At 63.2% G+C, this 18,575-nt stretch carries 13 protein-coding genes; 6 read left to right on the forward strand and 7 right to left on the reverse strand.

The genetic code is table 11. From position 1 onward, the window contains the following. Positions 1-9: 9 nt before the first annotated feature. Positions 10-1,470 (reverse strand): phospholipase D-like domain-containing protein, encoded by a 1,461-nt coding sequence (locus tag MJ8_RS14090; protein WP_201414927.1) that lies wholly within the window; start codon positions 1,468-1,470, stop codon positions 10-12. A 57-nt stretch (positions 1,471-1,527) separates the two neighbouring features. After that, positions 1,528-2,379 (reverse strand): LysR family transcriptional regulator, encoded by an 852-nt coding sequence (locus MJ8_RS14095; protein ID WP_201414928.1) that lies wholly within the window; start codon positions 2,377-2,379, stop codon positions 1,528-1,530. A 210-nt stretch (positions 2,380-2,589) separates the two neighbouring features. On the opposite strand from MJ8_RS14095, the gene MJ8_RS14100 reads away from it, so the two are divergent. Continuing rightward, positions 2,590-3,183, forward strand: coding sequence for an ankyrin repeat domain-containing protein (locus MJ8_RS14100; protein WP_225248253.1), 594 nt, complete (start codon positions 2,590-2,592; stop codon positions 3,181-3,183). 17 nt (positions 3,184-3,200) lie between these two features. Next, positions 3,201-4,433 carry a cyanate transporter gene (locus tag MJ8_RS14105; protein WP_201414930.1) on the forward strand — a complete coding sequence of 411 codons (1,233 nt, stop codon included), beginning with the start codon at positions 3,201-3,203 and terminating at the stop codon, positions 4,431-4,433. A 42-nt stretch (positions 4,434-4,475) separates the two neighbouring features. Here MJ8_RS14105 and MJ8_RS14110 read toward each other — a convergent pair whose 3' ends face one another. Then, positions 4,476-5,303 carry an oxidoreductase gene (locus MJ8_RS14110; protein WP_201414931.1) on the reverse strand — a complete coding sequence of 276 codons (828 nt, stop codon included), beginning with the start codon at positions 5,301-5,303 and terminating at the stop codon, positions 4,476-4,478. A gap of 51 nt (positions 5,304-5,354) precedes the next feature. Here MJ8_RS14110 and MJ8_RS14115 point away from each other — a divergent pair, with 51 nt between their 5' ends. Next, entirely contained in the window at positions 5,355-6,311 is a 957-nt protein-coding gene (locus MJ8_RS14115) for an AraC family transcriptional regulator (RefSeq protein WP_225248254.1), read from the forward strand. A gap of 32 nt (positions 6,312-6,343) precedes the next feature. Here MJ8_RS14115 and MJ8_RS14120 read toward each other — a convergent pair whose 3' ends face one another. Together MJ8_RS14120 and MJ8_RS14125 are read right to left on the reverse strand one after the other, a co-directional pair. Continuing rightward, positions 6,344-6,985 (reverse strand): class I SAM-dependent methyltransferase, encoded by a 642-nt coding sequence (locus MJ8_RS14120; protein WP_201414932.1) that lies wholly within the window; start codon positions 6,983-6,985, stop codon positions 6,344-6,346. 33 nt (positions 6,986-7,018) lie between these two features. Continuing rightward, complete coding sequence (locus MJ8_RS14125) at positions 7,019-8,041, reverse strand: aminopeptidase (RefSeq protein WP_201414933.1); 1,023 nt, start codon at positions 8,039-8,041, stop codon at positions 7,019-7,021. A gap of 327 nt (positions 8,042-8,368) precedes the next feature. Between MJ8_RS14125 and MJ8_RS14130 the strand changes: the two genes are divergently transcribed. Continuing rightward, positions 8,369-14,065, forward strand: coding sequence for a HAMP domain-containing protein (locus MJ8_RS14130; protein ID WP_318528213.1), 5,697 nt, complete (start codon positions 8,369-8,371; stop codon positions 14,063-14,065). A gap of 19 nt (positions 14,066-14,084) precedes the next feature. After that, positions 14,085-16,130, forward strand: coding sequence for a response regulator (locus MJ8_RS14135; RefSeq protein WP_225248255.1), 2,046 nt, complete (start codon positions 14,085-14,087; stop codon positions 16,128-16,130). Between the two features lie 22 nt (positions 16,131-16,152). Here MJ8_RS14135 and MJ8_RS14140 read toward each other — a convergent pair whose 3' ends face one another. Both MJ8_RS14140 and MJ8_RS14145 read right to left on the reverse strand, forming a co-directional pair. Next, positions 16,153-16,389, reverse strand: a complete 237-nt coding sequence (locus MJ8_RS14140) for a hypothetical protein (RefSeq protein WP_201414935.1) — start codon at positions 16,387-16,389, stop codon at positions 16,153-16,155. Between the two features lie 74 nt (positions 16,390-16,463). Beyond that, the gene (locus tag MJ8_RS14145) at positions 16,464-17,213 is read right to left on the reverse strand and encodes a DUF899 domain-containing protein (RefSeq protein WP_201414936.1); all 750 of its coding nucleotides are present in this window, start codon (positions 17,211-17,213) and stop codon (positions 16,464-16,466) included. Positions 17,214-17,334: 121 nt separating this feature from the next. Here MJ8_RS14145 and MJ8_RS14150 point away from each other — a divergent pair, with 121 nt between their 5' ends. Further along, positions 17,335-18,555 carry a helix-turn-helix domain-containing protein gene (locus MJ8_RS14150; protein WP_201414937.1) on the forward strand — a complete coding sequence of 407 codons (1,221 nt, stop codon included), beginning with the start codon at positions 17,335-17,337 and terminating at the stop codon, positions 18,553-18,555. Positions 18,556-18,575 lie beyond the last annotated feature (20 nt).

The following is an 18,575-nucleotide window of genomic DNA, read 5'->3' on the forward strand; positions in this document are numbered from 1 at the left end:
TTTCCTGCTCTAAAGATAGGGCGATCCCAGCCACAGCAAACGGTCGAGGACGCGGATAATGAAGGGTCTTTCCTTCAGCGTCTGCAGCGTAACTGGCTGTGCGGTGGAGATGGCTGCCTCGATGCGGGCGTCGATCTCGGCGGCGAAGTTTTGATCCAGGACTTCCATGTCGATCTCGAAATTCAGCCTGAGCGAGCGGGCGTCCAGATTGGAGGAGCCGACATAGGCCCACACGCCGTCGATCGCCATCAGCTTCGAATGGTCGAACGAGCCCTCATGGCGCCAGACGCGGCAATAATGCTTCAAAACCTGGTCGAACTGCGCCGTCATCGCATGATCGACGAGGAAAAGGTTGTTCACCGCTGGCACGACGATGTCGATTTCGACGCCGCGCCGGCCGGCCGTGGTCAATGCGCTGATGAATTCCCGGTCCGGCAAGAAATAGGGCGACATGATGCGGATCGATTTGCGGGCGACCGAAAACGCGCCCATCAGCAGCTTCAGGTTGGTTTCGTTGGACGAGTCCGGCCCGGTCGCCACCGCGCGCACAAGCATCGGCTGCCCGGGAGGCGGCGCGGCGCGCTCGACCTGCCAAGGCCCGTCCTTCAGCGCCTCGTTGCCGGCAAAGCGCCAGTCCTCGGCGGCAACCGCGAACAGGTCGGCCACAACCGGCCCGGTGACCTCGAAATGGGTGTCGCGCGAACTGTCGGAACCGGCGAATTCGGCGGAGAATCCCTTGCGGATGTTCATGCCTCCCGTGAACGCCACCTTGCCGTCGACGACCAGGATCTTCCGGTGGGTCCTGAGATTGGCATAGGGAAGTCTCAGGCCCATGACGATGTTGCCGTTGAATAGATCGACTGGCACATCCGCTTCCCTGAGCTGTTTCAGGATGCTGGGCACCGAGTAGCGCACGCCGACGGCGTCGATCAGCACGCGCACGGCGACGCCGCGCTTGACGGCGTTGCCGAGCGACTGGACGAACAACGCTCCGACCGCGTCGTTGTCGAAGATATAGGTTTCCAGAAGGACGCTTCTTTGCGCGGTGTCAATTGCCCGGCACATCGCCCCATACGCCTCGTCCCCGGTCTTGAGCACGGCAATGGTGTTTCCGGAGGTCAGCGGACGCCGTGCCACCCTGTCGCCAAGCGTCTTCAGCCCGGTGAAGCGTTGGCCGTATTCGGCGTTGATCAAGGCTTCCAGCGCGACGTCGCGGTCATGCCTGGCGGCGGCGGCCTCGGGCGAGACCGGCCGCATGGCGCTGATCGTCGCGCGACGGATGCGGTTGATCCCGGCGATGGCGTAGATGATCGCGCCGAGGAAAGGCGACAAGAGCATCACGCCGACCCAGCCGGTGGCGGCGCGCACGTCTTCCTTCGTCATGATGGCGTGGACGATGCCCACCGCCGCCATCGCCAGCGAGAGGATCAGGATAAGCGTCGACCAGTGACTCGCAATCGCCTCGAACATCGGCCCGACTATTGTGCGAGCCGGCGCGGAAGGCAATGCGGACGGGTCATTCCGCGCTCATTCGGACGCCCGAAACCTGGCGGCAAGAACCGCGGTCATCCGATCTGCCAGATCCGCAATCGGCCCCGCCTTTTCCCAGGCATAGATCGAGACCGCCATCGATGGCTCGGCGCCGAACGCCGCATAGGGCTGGACGTGACGCCCGGCCACCGTGCTCTTTGGCAGCAGCGACAGGCCGAGCCCGGCTTCCACGCCGACCAGCACATTGCGCAGGCTGCTGCCGGAGAACGCTATGTACCAGCGGCGTTGCTCGCGCTCGATCCGCTCGAACATGGCCTCGCGATAGAGCCCGCCGGGCGGGAAGGCGACGAGCGGGATAGGATCGGCCCAATCGGACTGCCGCCCATCGCTTTCGAACCACGCCATGGGTTCGGGAAAACTTGCCCGGCAGTCGAGTTCGGCGGTCGCCTCTTTGACCACCACGATGTCGAACTCCCCGGCGCGATAGCGCCGCGTGAGATCGCGGCTCAAGCCGGCGGTGACGTCCAGCCGCACCGCGCGGTTGGCCTTGGCGAAACCGCCGAACACCTCCGCCATCTGTGAATTGACGATATCCTCAGGCACGCCGATCCGCACCGGCGCAGTGCCGGCTGGATCGCCAAGCGCCGTTTCCGCCTCATGCTGCAAGGCAAGGATGCGCCGCGCATAGCCGAGCAGGCGTTCGCCCGCGGCCGTCGGCTGGATCGGCCTCGTGTCGCGATCGACCAGGCTTTGATCGACCGCGTCCTCCAGCCTGGCGAGCTGCTGGCTGATCGTCGACTGCGTCATGTTGAGCCGCTCCGCCGCCTGCGTGAAGCTGCCGGCGTCGGCAATCGCGATGAAGGAACGCAGAAGGCGCGGATCGAGCATCGTGCCAATGTCCTCGGTGCATTGCCATTTAAAATCATAATGAGACGGATGCATACATTTAATTTCCAAATGCAGCTGCGCCATCCTATCTGGACGTGCGGACAGGCCATGCATTGGCCGCTGCCGCGGGAGCCAGGAATGCGCCGTCTCTTCTTTGCCTTTGCCTTGCTTGCGTTCGCTTCCGTTCCGGCGATCGCATCAGGAGAAACCATGCGCACCACCCCTTTGCATGCCGCGGCCGCCGCCGGCGACGTGGACGCCATAGGCAGGCTTTTGTCGCAAGGCGCTGCGATCGACACGCGCGACGGGACCGGCGCCACGCCGCTGCTCGTCGCCACGCATCACAACAGAATTGCGGCGGCAGGGGCGCTGATCGCGGCCGGCGCGGATGTCAACGCCAAGGACAATATCGAGGACAGCCCTTATCTTTACGCTGGCGCACGTGGGCATCTCGAGATCCTCAAGCTGGCGCTTGCCAACGGCGCCGACCTCAAGAGCATCAACCGCTATGGCGGCACCGCGCTCATCCCGGCTTCCGAGCGCGGCCATGTCGAGACCGTCCGCACGCTGATCCAGGCCGGCGTCGATGTCGACCATGTCAACAAGCTCGGTTGGACCGCGCTGATCGAGGCAATCATCCTCGGCGACGGCGGCGAGCGCCACCGGCGGATTGTCGAATTGCTGATCAAAGCCGGGGCCAACGTCGATCTCGCCGACGGCGACGGCGTGACGCCGCTGCGGCATGCGCGTGACCGCGGCTTCAAGGAGATCGAGAAGCTCCTTCTGGCCGCTGGCGCAAGCTGAGAAAAATGGGTGGCGCGATGAACGGACCGAACGGTATCGAGGCGGCCTCCAGCCGTTTCCTCATGCTAGCCGTTGTCGCCCTGGTCGGGCTCAATCTCAGGCCGTTCATCACTGGTATCGGCCCACTAGCCGCGGCGGTGCGGGCCGAGACGGGCCTCGGCGCACAGGGCATCGCGCTGCTGACGCTGGTGCCGATGCTGCTGATGGGGATTTTCGCCTTTGCCGGCCCGTCCTTGCAGGCACGCATCGGCGCAAGCCGGGCGGTCATCGCGGCGCTCGCCATTCTCGCTCTCGCATCTGTCTTGCGCCTCTTCGTGTCGACGGGCCTCGAGATGGTAGGCACCGCCGCCTTGCTCGGGCTTGGGGCGGCCGTCGTGCAGGCCGTGTTTCCGGGCATCGTCAAGCGACAATTTCCCCGCCATGTCAGCCTCGTCATGGGGCTCTATTCATCGATGCTAATGGGCGGCGGCGCGCTCGGCGCGCAACTCGCGCCGCTCGTCGCCACGGCCTCGGGCGACTGGCATTTCGGCCTCGCCTGGATGGCTCTGCCGGCATTGGTGGCGGTGGCGCTCGCCGCAGCCTGCCTGCCGCGCGACGTCGGCCGCCCGCAAGGCGGGAGCGCGGCAACGAGCTTGCTCAAGCGGCCCCGCACCTGGCTGCTGATGGGCAGCTTCGGCCTCGTCAATGGCGGCTACTCGACTTCGGTGGCCTGGCTCGCGCCCTACTATCAGGACCAAGGCTGGACCAGCGCGTCCAGCGGCGGCTTGCTGGCGGTCATGGCTGTGGGGCAGGCACTTTCGGCCCTGCTCTTGCCGGCCCTTGCCGGCAAAAGCCCGGACCGCAGGCCATGGCTCTGGTTGACCTTGGCCATGCAGGCGGCTGGTTTCGCAGGGCTGATCCTGCAGCCCGAAATCGCGCCCTTCGCCCTCGCGCTCCTGCTGGGAGTGGGGCTTGGCGGCTCCTTCTCGCTCACCATGATCGTCGCGCTCGAACATCTGCTGGACCCCGCGGAAGCCGGCGCGCTCTCGGCCATGATGCAAGGCGGCGGCTTTCTCATTGCCGCGATCCCGCCCTGGATCGTCGCGGTGCTGCACGACATGACCGGCGGTTTCCACGCCGGCTGGCTGCTGCATCTCGCCTGCATCGCCGTCGTGACGGTGCTAACCTTGCGTCTCGCGCCCGACAGCTACGGGCGGGCAATGAGGCTGCCTGCCGTCAACGCGCTGGCGCAGCCTCGCGCCACGGTGTGACCCAACCGTCCAACCGCGGCTTTGCCGTTTGCGGTTATGCAGTCAGCCATCGGTCGAGATGGTTACGGCCCTCCAGGCTTCGATCTCTTGCTGCAGGCGCTGGATTCGCTCGGACACGAGCCTGAGGGCATCGCTGCCAAGCAGGAGTTGCGGCGGCGGGGCTTCGGACTCCACCAAAGCCAATACGGCCTTCGCAAGCTTGTCCGGATCGCCAAGCTGCTTGCCGCTTTTCGCCTGCCGGGCCTTCCGGATCGGATCGAACAGCGCATCGTAATCCGAGATGGACCTTTCTGTACGGACCATGGAGCGCCCGGCCCAGTCCGTCCGGAAGGAGCCGGGGCATACCGCCGTAACGCGAACGCCGAACGGGGCCATTTCCGAACGCATCACCTCCGATATGCCCTGGAGCGCGAACTTGCTGCCGCAGTAGTAAGCAATGCCCGGCATCGTGATCATGCCGCCCATCGACGTGACATTGACGATGAAGCCGCGGCGCCGCTCGCGAAACCTGGGAAGAAACGCCTTGGCGACCGCGACGGCACCGAAGACGTTCACGTCGAACTGACGCCGCATCTCTTCCAGCGGCGACTCTTCAAGCACGCCCTCATGGCCATAGCCGGCATTGTTGATCAGGACGTCGACAGGCCCGTGCTCTTCTTCTGCCTGCGCAACGACGTCCGGCACGTGATCGAACTCCGTGACATCGCAGATGACGGTCCGGATCGCGGGAAAGGATCTGCCAAGCGCCGCGCGCGACGTCTCGGACCGAACGGTGCCAATGACCGTATGGCCCGTGTGGCTGGCGGCGGAAGCGATGGCGAGGCCAAAGCCGGAATTGGCGCCGGTGATGAAAAAGGTCTTTCTTGCCACGGTTTGCGGTCCTTCATTGATGGAGTGCGCCTTGGCAAATAGTATGCGACGATGGCATCATCGATTGCGGTTTCTATGAATAGCTTGCCAAATCCTATTCGAGCGGACGCCGGGCGAAGACGGGATCTGGTCGATATCGCCGGAACTCTCGCCGAACGCATTGGATACAACGCGACCGCGCTCGAGAGCGTGCGGGTGCTCCGGACGGAGGCCGTGTTCCATGACGTCCCCGTGCTTTATGAGCCGGGCGCGGTGTTCGTCCTGCAAGGTAGCAAGCGAGGCATGCTCGAGCGGGAGGTCTACCTGTACGATGAAGAGCATTATCTGGCGGTGTCAGTGCCTGTGCCGTTTCGAATGGAGTCGACGGCCAGCCCCGATCGCCCGCTGCTTGCGGTCTATGTCGAATTCGACATGCGGCTGGCGGCGGACATCGCCGCGCGGCTGGAGATGCGCTCCATTGTGGGAAGCGACAGGCCGCGAAGTCTCGTATCGAGCAGGATGGGACCCGATATCGAGGATGTCCTGCTTCGCCTGCTGAAGGCCCTTCGCGACCCTGTCGAGACCGCCATTCTTGGATCAAGCCTTCTGCGCGAGCTGCATTACCGGGTCCTGATTGGCCCGCAAGGCGGCGCGATGACCGCCGCCTTGCTGCAAAGGGGCAGTTCGGGAAGGATCGCGCGGAGCCTCGCATGGTTGCGCGAAAACTACAGCTCCGAAATCTCGGTCGCCGATCTGGCGGGAGAAGCAGGGATGAGCGTGCCTTCCTATCACGTTCATTTCAAGGAGATGACCGGAAGCAGCCCGATGCAGTACGTGAAGGCGATGCGGCTCCACGAGGCAAGATTGATGATCGCGCGCAAGGGCACGATCGCTCAGGTCGCGGCTTCCGTCGGCTATCGTAGCGCGGCTCAGTTCAGCCGCGACTTCAAGCGGCATTTCGGACGCACGGCTTCTGAAGAAATGAACTGGGTCCGTCGCCAACTGGGCGATCTGGCCTGGGTGGAATAGTGTGCCATTGGCGCTGGACCGGCTTCAGTGGCCTATTGCCTCCTGAAGAAGCCCGACAGAATGTTCGGGCCTGCTTCTCCGGGCCGCAGCCTGATGCCGTCCTCGAAACAGTTCAGCGTCACGCATTCGAAGCCGCTATGCGCCAGGAGCGCAACCAGCGAGTCACGGTCGAAGTGGTGCAGGTGCTCGTTGGGCAGGCGCATTCGCCACTTGGCGAACCACGCGTCGCCGTCGGCGCCGAGGTCGCGCCAGCGGCAATAGGGGACGGCAACGGCCAGGTGGCGGGCCTGAAGGCGCGAGAGGAAGCTGAGATCCGGGATATGCTCGAGCACGTCGAACATGGCGACGAGGTCCCATGAGCCGGCGAGCGCCTGATCCCAATCGACGAAGCGAACCCCCTTGGGCAGCGGGAATTCAGCGATATCGCAGCCGGCGCAATCGGCGACTCCGGTTATCTTGGCGGCTTCGATAAACGTGCCCGTGCCATATCCGATTTCGAGCACCGAGCGAGGAATCTCCCCGGTGATGCCGAGCACCCAGCCAAGCCGCTGATAGCCGAGCTTGATTGTCCGGTCGCTCAGGTCCTCGTAATAGGAAATGTATTTCTTGTCGTATTTGATCGGCGTGAAGTCGATGATCACGCCGAACCTATCCACCTCATAATTGTCCAGCATGTGCCCGCACGGCCTCCGGAATTCCTTTAATTATCAAGGACATGCAGCAACAGTCTTCAGCGCTTCGGCGCGGGAAGGCGCGGGCAAATTCCCTATCCGTCGGACGGAAGCGTAGAATCTTGGATAGTCGCCGGAGCACAAGCCGAACAAGCGAAGGAACCCCGGAACCTCTTCGCCATAGACGGCGGTCGCTGCCAACTTCGCGTTGTTGATCGGGCTATCGAACCAGGCATCATATCCGCGATATCCACCCCAGCGCTTGTCGCGCGTCTGCCGGTAGCGCATGCGCAGCCTGTCGATCGTGGCGGCTTTGGCAGCCGCCATCTGCTCCGGACTACGCGGACTTCCGTAGACTTGTCGCAGCTCGTCGCGGGTTTTCGCTATCAGTCCGAGAAAATCCGCCTTGCGCTTGCGATCGATCTCGTAGCGGCGCAATCCGGCGCGGTTGCCGGTGGCGGCGAGCCATTTCCTCGTGCCGGTGGTTTCGACGGTAACCGCGAAAGCCTCGTTGAAAGCGGAGTCGCCATTCACATAGATCTTCTGATGCGCCAGCTCATGGAAGATGAGGCTGGCGAGATAGGTGTCGTTCTGGCGCAGCATGGTGCTGAGCAGCGGGTCGCTGAACCAGCCCAGCGTGGAATAGGCCGTGATGCCCGTCACATAGACGTCCAGCCCCTGCCGCTGCAGCGCCGCGGCATTTTCGAGCGCGTCCTTGCGCGAAAAATAGCCTTTGTAGGGAACGCAGCCGAACACCGGAAAGCACCATGTTACCGGCGCGAGCGAGAATTGCGGGGCGGCAAAGACCGCCAAGGTCACATCGTTGCGACCAACGTCGACATAGCTGCGGTAGCTGCTGTTGTCGGGCAGTGCCAGTTCTTTCGTCGCAAAGCGGCGGATGGCGCTGGCCGACGTCAGCTTGGCGCGCAACGCCTTGGGCGTCGAGGGATCGCGGATCAGCTTCGCGACATTCTTGCGCGCAGCCATGATCTCGACATGGCCCTCCAACGATTGCGCATAATAGGAAATGCTGGTGCATCCGGCCACACCGGATGCCATGAGCGCTGCGGCAAGCAATCGAAAAACGCGCTTCAAAGCTAGCCCACCGCCCGTTCATCTCCCATGGAGCAAATGTCTCCATTTGCTCCATGTCTCAAACAGGCGGACCTGCTTCGTCAAGAACCAGGGAGCGTTGCGACCTGACTTTCGATTTGATGATCCAGGGTCCGGCCATTCGCCATCCGGCGCTCAATGGATATCTCGCCGGCATCGCAATGGAACCGAAGCACGGCTCGCGCGTTGTGGGCCTCGCGGTAGTGTACCGTGAGGGCAGTTTTTATTCACGATAGTCTTCATCGTTATCCGCCAGGGCTGTGAGGGGGCGCTGTGAGTACGCTGAAATCCAAGTCGCAGTTGGACCGTCGCCAGATTTTGAATGCGCTCAAGGCCTTCCGACGAGGCGACTTCTCTGTGCGCATTGACAATGTCTATGAGGGACTCGATTCCGACATCGCAGACACCTTCAACCAGATCGTGGAGATCAACGATCAGGTCACGCGCGAGTTCGAGCGACTGAGCAGGGTGGTCGGCAAGGACGGGCGGATCGGTGAGCGCGGCCATGTGCGCAATGCCACAGGAAGCTGGGAAACAAGCGTCCGCTCCGTCAACGATCTGATCGAGGACATGGTTCAGCCGACGACGGAAGTGGCTCGCGTCATTGGTGCGGTTGCCAAAGGCGACCTGTCGCAAACGATGATGGTGGAGATCGACGGCCGGCCTCTGCGAGGCGAGTTTCTCCGTATCGGCAAGGTCGTCAACACGATGGTCGGGCAATTGGGGTCCTTCGCTTCGGAGGTGACACGCGTCGCCCGCGAGGTGGGTACCGAAGGCAAGCTCGGCGGCCAGGCGCGCGTGAAAGGCGTAGCCGGCACCTGGAAAGATCTGACCGACAACGTCAATGCCATGGCGACCAATCTCACCGGGCAGGTCCGCAACATCGCCGAAGTTACCACCGCCGTCGCTTCGGGCGACCTGTCGAAGAAAATTACCGTCGACGTGAAAGGCGAGATCCTGGAGCTGAAGAACACCATCAACACGATGGTGGATCAGCTCAATTCCTTCGCCTCGGAAGTGACCCGTGTGGCGCGCGAGGTCGGCACCGAAGGCAAGCTCGGCGGTCAGGCACGCGTCGAAGGGGTCGGCGGCACCTGGAAAGACCTTACCGACAACGTGAACTCGATGGCCGAGAACCTGACGGGTCAGGTCCGCAACATCGCCGAGGTCACGACGGCCGTCGCGCTCGGCGATCTTTCGAAGAAGATCACCGTCGATGTGAAGGGCGAAATTCTCGAACTGAAGAACACCATCAACACGATGGTGGACCAGCTCAATTCCTTCGCCTCGGAAGTCACTCGCGTGGCGCGCGAGGTCGGTTCCGAGGGCAAGCTGGGCGGTCAGGCCCAGGTGCGTGGTGTCGCCGGCACGTGGAAGGATCTGACGGACAATGTGAACTCGATGGCAGAAAACCTGACCGGACAGGTTCGCAACATCGCCGAAGTGACGACGGCGGTCGCTTCGGGCGATCTGTCGAAGAAAATCACGGTGGCCGTCCAGGGCGAGATCCTGGAGCTCAAGGACACCATCAACACCATGGTGGACCAGCTCAATTCCTTTGCATCCGAGGTGACGCGCGTTGCCCGCGAGGTGGGCACCGAAGGCAAGCTTGGCGGCCAGGCCGACGTGAAGGGCGTCGGCGGCACCTGGAAGGACCTGACCGACAGCGTCAACCTGATGGCTGCCAACCTTACGGGCCAGGTGCGCAACATCGCCGAAGTGACCACCGCCGTCGCGCGTGGCGACCTGTCGAAGAAGATCACGGTCGACGTCAAGGGCGAAATCCTGGAACTGAAGGACACCGTCAACACGATGGTGGATCAGCTCAATTCCTTCGCCTCGGAAGTGACGCGCGTTGCGCGCGAAGTCGGCTCCGAGGGTAAGCTCGGCGGTCAGGCTCATGTCGAAGGCGTCGGCGGCACCTGGAAGGATTTGACCGACAATGTGAATGCAATGGCCGGCAATCTCACGGTGCAATTGCGGGACGTCTCCAAGGTCGCGACCGCGATCGCCACCGGCGACTTGACGCAAAAGATCACGGTCGACGCTCTGGGCGAGATCCTGCAGATCAAGGACGTCATCAACACGATGGTCGACCAGCTCAACTCGTTTGCGTCGGAAGTGACGCGCGTTGCGCGCGAGGTCGGCTCGGACGGCAAGCTGGGCGGGCAAGCGCAGGTTCGGGGCGTCGCCGGCACATGGAAGGATCTGACCGACAATGTGAACGCCATGGCCGCGAATTTGACCGGCCAGGTGCGCAACATCGCCGAGGTGACCACCGCCGTCGCGCTTGGCGACCTCTCCAAGAAGATCACAGTCGACGTCAAAGGCGAAATTCTGGAGTTGAAGTCGACGATCAACACCATGGTCGACCAGTTGAACTCATTCGCAGGAGAGGTGACCCGCGTCGCCCGAGAGGTCGGCACCGAGGGCAAATTGGGTGGCCAGGCCCAGGTCCGCGGCGTCGCCGGCACCTGGAAAGACCTTACCGATAACGTGAATTCCATGGCCGAAAACCTCACCGGCCAGGTGCGTAACATCGCTGAAGTGACCACCGCCGTCGCACGCGGCGATCTGTCGAAAAAGATCACCGTGGACGTCAAGGGCGAGATTTTGGAGCTGAAATCCACGATCAACACGATGGTCGATCAGCTCAACTCTTTCGCCGGGGAGGTGACGCGCGTGGCGCGCGAGGTCGGCACCGAGGGCAAGCTCGGCGGCCAGGCTCGCGTCGAGGGCGTTGCCGGCACCTGGAAGGACCTGACCGACAACGTCAACCTGATGGCCACCAACCTTACCAACCAGGTGCGCGGCATCGCCGACGTCGTGACCGCTGTGGCGCAGGGAAATCTGCGCCGCAAGCTCACCGTCGACGCCAAGGGCGAGATCGCCTCGCTGGCCGATACCATCAACGGCATGATCGAGACGCTCGCCACCTTTGCCGACCAGGTGACCAACGTCGCGCGTGAGGTCGGCATCGAAGGCAAGCTCGGCGGCCAGGCTCGCGTGCCGGGCGCGGCCGGCCTCTGGCGCGACCTGACGGACAATGTCAATCAGCTCGCAGCCAATCTGACGACCCAGGTGCGGGCCATCGCGGAAGTCTCGACCGCGGTGACCAAGGGTGATCTGACGCGCTCGATCAGCGTCCAGGCGTCAGGCGAGGTGGCGGCGCTCAAGGACAACATCAACGAGATGATCCGCAACCTCAAGGATCAAACGCTCAAGAACGCCGAACAGGACTGGCTGAAGACCAATCTGGCGCGTTTCTCGCGGATGCTGCAGGGCGAGCGCGATCTGGCGACGGTGTCGCGTCTGATCATGTCGGAGCTGGCGCCGCTGGTGAATGCGCAATACGGCGTATTTTACGTAACCAACCGGGAAGAAGACGAATCCTATCTCGAGCTCGCGGCTTCATACGGCGCCGAGAGCAAGGCGGCGATGAAACAGCGGCTCGATTGGCGCGAGGGTTTGATCGGCCAAAGCGCCGCCGACAAGCGTGCGATCGTTCTCGACAATGTGCCGCCCGACTTCCTGCGCATCACGACCGGCCTCGGTAGCGCCGCGCCGGCCAATGTCATTATCCTGCCCGCGCTCTTCGAAGACGAGGTCAAGGCGGTGATCGAGCTTGCCTCCTTCAGCGAATTTCGCGACACGCATCAATCCTTCCTCAACCAGCTGATGGAATCGGTCGGCATCGTGCTCAACACGATCGCGGCGACGATGCGCACCGAAGGTCTGCTCAAACAGTCGCAGCTTCTGACCTCCGAACTGCAGGCGCGGCAGACGGAACTGACGAAGAAGCAGGAGGAATTGCACGCCACCAACGAAGAGCTGCAGGAAAAGGCGCAGCTGCTCGAAAACGAAAAGAAGCAGGTGGAGAACAAGAATCTCGAAATCGAAATGGCTCGGCGGGCACTCGAGGAGAAAGCCGAACAGCTCGCTTTGACCTCCAAGTACAAATCCGAATTTCTGGCCAATATGAGCCACGAGCTGCGCACGCCGCTGAACTCGCTGCTCATCCTCTCGAATTTGCTGGCCAGCAACCAGCAGGGCAATCTCAACGACAAGCAAGTCGAGTTTGCCCGAACCATCAACTCGGCGGGGACCGACCTGCTCAGCCTAATCAACGACATCCTCGACCTGTCGAAGATCGAATCCGGCACTGTTTCCGTCGAGATCAATGACATGCCGCTGGCGCATCTTCGCCAGCACATGGAACGCACGTTCCGTCAGTTGGCCGCCGACAAGGGACTGGGCTTCACCATCGAACTCGATCCCGGACTTCCTGAGACCGTGCGCACCGACGAGAAGCGGCTGCAGCAAATCGTGCTCAACCTGTTGTCGAACGCGTTCAAATTCACGTCGACCGGTGAGGTCAGCCTCACCTTCAGGCCCGAGAAGACCACGCGGCGCAATGGTGTCCAGGCGCCCCAGGCAGTGGCCATCGCAGTCACCGATACCGGCATCGGCATTCCCGAGGACAAGCAGAAGCTGATTTTCGAGGCTTTCCAGCAGGCCGACGGCACCACCAGCCGAAAATATGGCGGCACCGGGCTCGGCCTGTCCATCAGCCGAGAGATCGCCCGGCTGCTGGGAGGCGAATTGAGGGTGGAAAGCACGCCAGGCAAGGGCTCGACGTTCACGCTCGTGATTCCCATCGAAGGTCCTAGAACGGTCCCGCAGCCGGCTATTGTCGAACAGGATGTGGTGGTGCCCGCGGCTGGTGCTTCCGTTCCGGAACTAATCGACGACCGCGATGCCTTATCGCCGGAAGACAGGGTCGTGCTGATTGTCGAGGACGACCCTACCTTTGCGGGGCTGCTGCTGGGCATGGCTCGCTCCGCGGGCCTCAAGGGCGTCTTGTCCACCGCCGGCTCCGGGACCGTAGCGCTGGCGAGGAAGCTGGTTCCGGATGCAATCACTCTGGACCTCGGCCTTTCGGATATAGACGGCTGGGTGCTGTTCGACCTTCTGCGGCACGACCCGAAGACCGCGGGCATCCCGATACATGTCATCTCGGGTGCGGAAGACACGGCGGGCCTGTTGCGCAATGGCGCCGCCAGCGTCTCAACAAAGCCGGTATCGTCGGACGACCTCGTGAAGGTGTTCGAGGGCATTCATTCGAGCAAGTTGCGCCTCCAGCGCAATGTCCTGATCGTAGATGCCGACCCCGAGCGGCGGCTCGCCCTGGTCGAGGCGATTCGCGATGGCGTCACCTCCGTTACGCCGGTCGGTCGGGTCGCCGCCAACGGGCGAAGGATAGACTTCGATACGTATGACGCGATCGTGCTGGGCTTCGGAAGGTCGGGCAAGGACAATGCCAAGATGATCGAGGATATGGCGGGCTCTCTGGAGAAGCTGTCATCCAAGCTTGTGTTCTTCGCACCTTATCCGGAGGCGCTGGAGCAACTGATCGGGCTGAGACCGGAGCTGGCGGACGTTGCCCGCGCCGAGAATTTTGGCCAGCTGGCGCTGCTGATGTCGGCAACCCTGCCGCGGGATAGTCGTACGAACGGGGCTGCGGCCGCCCAACGGTCTGATCGGTCCGATCTGGCCGGCGCCAAAGTTCTTATCGTCGACGACGACATCCGCAACATCTATTCGCTGACCAGCGTGCTCGAAACATATGGCATCGAGGTTCTGCATGCCGAGCGTGGCCGCGACGGCATCGCGCTGCTCGAGCAAAATCCAGACATGGACGTCGCGCTCATCGACATCATGATGCCCGAGATGGACGGTTATGAGACGATGCGGCAGATACGCGGCATGCCGCCCATCGCGCATGTCCCCCTGATCTCGGTGACCGCCAAGGCGATGAAGGGCGACCGGCAAAAGTGCCTTGATGCGGGAGCCTCGGACTACATAGCAAAGCCTGTGGATCTTGATCTCCTGCTCGCGCTGCTTAGGGTCTGGATCGGTCGATCGAGACAGCACGCCCACCCGTCAGAGAAGCTCGTGGCGGTCATGTGACGGGTCGGCAATGCAAAAGATGCTGAAGACCAAAACCGAGCATCGTGCAGCCCTGTCAGAGGTGGTGCAAGGCGCGCGCATCCTCGCCGTTGATGATGATGATCGCAATCTCCTGGCGATCAGCGAAGTCCTGGCTGGAGTGGGCGAGGTAGTCTGCGCGCAATCCGGCGAGGAGGCATTGCGGTTTCTTCTGAAGGAAGAGTTCGCCGTTATCCTTCTGGACGTGCTGATGCCGGGATTGGATGGATACGAGACCGCCTCATTGATCCGCCGAAGGGAGCAGTCGAGGCGCACTCCGATCATCTTCCTGACCGCGATCAACAAGGAAGAAGCGCATATGCTGCGCGGCTACGATGCCGGCGCGGTCGATTTCGTCTTCAAGCCCTTCGATTCAGCCATGCTGCGTTCGAAGGTGGCCGTGTTCGTCGAACTGCACGAGAAGACCCTTGAAATCCGGCGCAAGGCGATCGTGGAGCAGACGCTGCTGGAGCAGGCCCTGGAGTCTCACAAATCGAGACTCGAAGCGGAGCGAGCCTTGCGTGTCGCCGAGCAGCGCCAGGAAGCGATCCTGCAGTCAGTTCCGATTTGCTTCCATGCCCGATCGCCGGAGCCGCCGTTCGACGCTCGCTTCGTCACCAGCGGTATCGAGCGGTTGACGGGATTTTCGGCCGAGCGGCTGACGTCTGAACCTGGTTTTGGCCTCAGCCGCGTGCATCCTGACGACTTGCCGGATGTCGAGGCCACTCTCCTCGGCGCCAAGGCGGCTGGCTCGTACAGTTGCGAATTCCGTTGGCAATGCGCCGATGGCAAATATCGGACCTTTCTGGATCAGGGGATCTTTTCGCATGATCCCCTGAAAGGTTCCGACGAAATCGTCGGCACGTTGCTTGACATAACCGAGCGGCGCGAGCTTGAGGACAGGCTGCTCAAGGCGCAGCGCCTTGACGCCATCGGCAAGCTTACAGGCGGACTTGCCCATGATTTCAACAACCTGCTTGCGGCAATCCTCAGCGGGCTCGGGCTGCTCGAGCGCAGCACCGCGCTCGACGAGCAGGGAAAAAAAGTGCTCGACCTTACAAGGCGCTCGGCCAAACAAGGCGCCGACCTGGTCAATCGCATGCTCGCCTTCTCGCGGCGGCAGCACCTGAAGCCTGCACCTCTGCAACTTGCCGGCCTAGGCGAGAGCCTGACCGGGCTTGTCGCGCCGGTGCTCGGCGGCCTGGTTCGTTTCGAGTGGCAAATAGATGACTCGGTCTGGCCGGTGCTCGTGGACGCAAGCCAACTCGAACTCGCCCTCATGAACCTGGTTTTCAACGCGCGCGACGCAATGCCCACGGGTGGTTCGATCACGATACGCGCCGAAAATCATACGACCGACGGCCGCTCCGACGAACTTGGCCAGGGCGACTATGTCGTCGTCTCGGTCGTCGACACCGGTTCCGGCATTCCGGCCGATATCGTGGCGAAAGTCATAGAGCCCTTCTTCACGACGAAACCCGTCGGCAAGGGCACCGGCCTTGGCTTGAGCACCGTTTACGGCTTTGCGAAGCAGTCGGGGGGCACGCTTCGGATCGAGAGCATTGTCGGGCGAGGCACGGCGATGCATCTGTGGCTGCCACGATCATTGAAGCAACCGGCTCGATCGGTCGAGCAGGGGTCGGTGAACCAACCTCGCATTGAGGGCAACAGCGCCCGGCCGTCCGTACTGTTGGTCGACGACAGCGATGCGCTGCGCGAGTTGACGGCTGCGTCATTGAGGCAAAGCGGCTTCGATGTGACATGCGCCGCAGGCGGGGCCGAGGCACTGGCCAGGATCGAGAAGGCGCCGCAGGATTTCGACGTCATCGTTACCGATTTCGCCATGCCGCTCGTGTCGGGCTTGGACGTGATACGATTTGCGCGCAACCTGAAGGCGGATTGGCCTGCGGTCATCATCACCGGTTATGCCGACACCAAGGAAATCGGCGATCTGCCGGCGGATGTTGCTTTGCTCGCGAAACCCTACAAAGACCAGGAGCTTGTCGAGTCCATACTGATGGCGAGACGGAGGCAAAACCGCCCCTGAGCGGAGCCGGACGATCGTCAATTCACCCGCGCCTCGCCACCAACCGCAGCCATGGCGCAAGATGGAACGCCGCCATCAACAGATACATCGGTGCCATGCCGCCGAGCAGCGAGGCGCCCGACATGCACATCATGTCGTGGCCGCCATAGGCGGCGGTCAGCAGGGCCATTGCCGCGAAGGTCGGCGCCGCGGCGAGGCAGAGCCAGTCGGCGAGGCCGAAGCCGCTCAGGCTGGTCGGGCGAGGGGAGTCGATGCTCATGATATCCACCTTCTGAGTAAAGGACATGGCGAAATCGGCTCCGGCGGCTCGCGGCCGCCGGAGTCGCATCAGGCTCAGGCGTTCTTGTTGCGGAACGCCGCTTCGCCGGCATCCGACACCTCGACCCACCTCTGGTCGGGGGCGGCGCCTTCCTCGTAGTTGTCGTGCCAGTTCCACCACTTGTAGGTCTGGGTCTGCGGATAGCCCTCGGGCGAATCCTCCCACACCTCCTGGCGGCCGAGCGGGGTGATGTCGAGATAGCTCCAGACGGTGCCGAAGGCTTCGTCGCCGCGGTTGTTGACGAAATAGGTGCGGAAGATGCGCTTGCCGTCATGGATGAAGACGTTGTGGCCGTGCCACTCGTCGACGCCGAAATCCTTATCCCAGCTGTCGGTGATGGTGTACCAGGGCATCTTCCAGTCCATGCGTTGCTTCAGCCGCTGGATGTCGGCCTGCGGCGCGCGTGAGACATAGGCAAGCGTGGTGTCGCGGGCGTTGAGATGGGCGAGGTTGCCGACCATGTCGGCGCCGAGCGAGCAGCCGCGGCAGGCATGTTCGGGCCAGCCATAGACGCCCGGCTCGAAGAAGGCGCGGTAGATGACGAGCTGGCGGCGGCCTTCGAAGAGGTCGAGCAGGCTCGCCTTGCCGTTCGGACCTTCGAAGACATAGTCCTTCTTCACTTCCATCCACGGCATCCGGCGGCGCTCGGCGGCCAGGGCGTCGCGGGCGCGGGTCAAGCTCTTCTCCTTGACGAGCATCTCTTCATAGGCGCCTTCCCACGCTTCCTGCGAAACGACCGGCGGTGTCTTCATATGTTGGGTCATTGCTCTTGTCCCGTTCTTGGGTTTGGTTGGGGGTGACGAGGACAGACATAGGACCGCATGGTTCGATGGTGAGAGTTACAAGTGTGACGCGATTTGATCCGGCGCACCCTGGGGCGACGGCATGGATGCACTGATCAACGCCGCCGGCCGCGCGCTTGCTGCGGGCGATCCGCTCGGTGCCTTGAAGCGCGTCGCGCTGCGCGACGATGCGGCGGCGCTGGCGCTGCGCGGCATCGCGATGGCGCAGCTCGGCGATTTTGCCAAGGCCAAGGCGCTGCTGAAGGACGCGGCGAGGGCCTTCAGTTCGAGGGAGACCGTCGCCCGCGCGCGCTGCGTCGTCGCCGAGGCCGAGATCGCGCTGGTCTCGCGCGATCTCGGCTGGCCGGAGAAGGCGCTGCGGTCCGCCCGTGCAACGCTTGCGGCGCATGGCGACCGGCTGAACGCCGCCTATGCCGGCAGCCTCGAGGCGCGCCGCCTCATCCTGATCGGCCGGCTCGACGAGGCCGAGCGCCTGCTGGCGGACTTCGATCCGGCGCCGCTGCCGCCGGTCGCGCGCGTCGCCCATGAGCTGGCGGCTGCCGGCATCGCCGTGCGACGCCTCAGGACGAAGGCGGCGCGCTCGGCGTTCGGCCGCGCATCGCTCGCCGCTTACGAAGCCAACATCCCGGCATTGAAGGCCGAAGTCGAAGCGGCATCCCTGGTTCTGAACACGCCGGTCGGCCGGCTGCTCGCGCGCGGGACGGAGAAAGAGCTGCTGCTCGACGAGGTCGAGGCGCTGCTGACCTCGGGCGCGCTCGTCGTCGATGCCTGCCGCAACGTCGTGCGCGAAGCCGATGTGGTCGTTTCGCTGGCGACAAGGCCTGTATTGTTCGCGCTGGCACGCGCGCTTGCCGAGGCCTGGCCGGCGGACGCCTCGCGCGAAGTGCTGCTGAGGCGCGCCTTCCGGGCAAGGCACGCCGATGAATCGCATCGTGCGCGATTGAGGGTCGAGATGGGGCGGCTGCGTGCCGAGCTCGCCGGGGTGTCTGAGATCAACGCCACGGCCGCCGGCTTTGCGTTGACGCCGTTGAAAGCCTCCGAGGTCGTCGTGCTGGCGCCGCCGGTCGAAGACGAACATGGCGCGGTGCTCGCCTTCCTGACCGATGGCGAGGCCTGGTCGAGCTCGGCGCTGGCGATCGCGCTTGGCGCCAGCGCGCGCACCGTGCAGCGGGCGCTGGAAGAGCTGTCGGCACAGAACAAGGTGCAGGCGGTCGGCCGCGGCCGGGCGCGCCGCTGGATGATGCCGCCGGTGACCGGATTCCCGACTGTGTTGTTACTCCCGGGTCCGCTGCCGACCGACTAGTCTGCGGTGATTGTTCGAAT

The organism is Mesorhizobium sp. J8, assembly GCF_016591715.1.
Classification (GTDB): Bacteria; Pseudomonadota; Alphaproteobacteria; order Rhizobiales; family Rhizobiaceae; genus Mesorhizobium.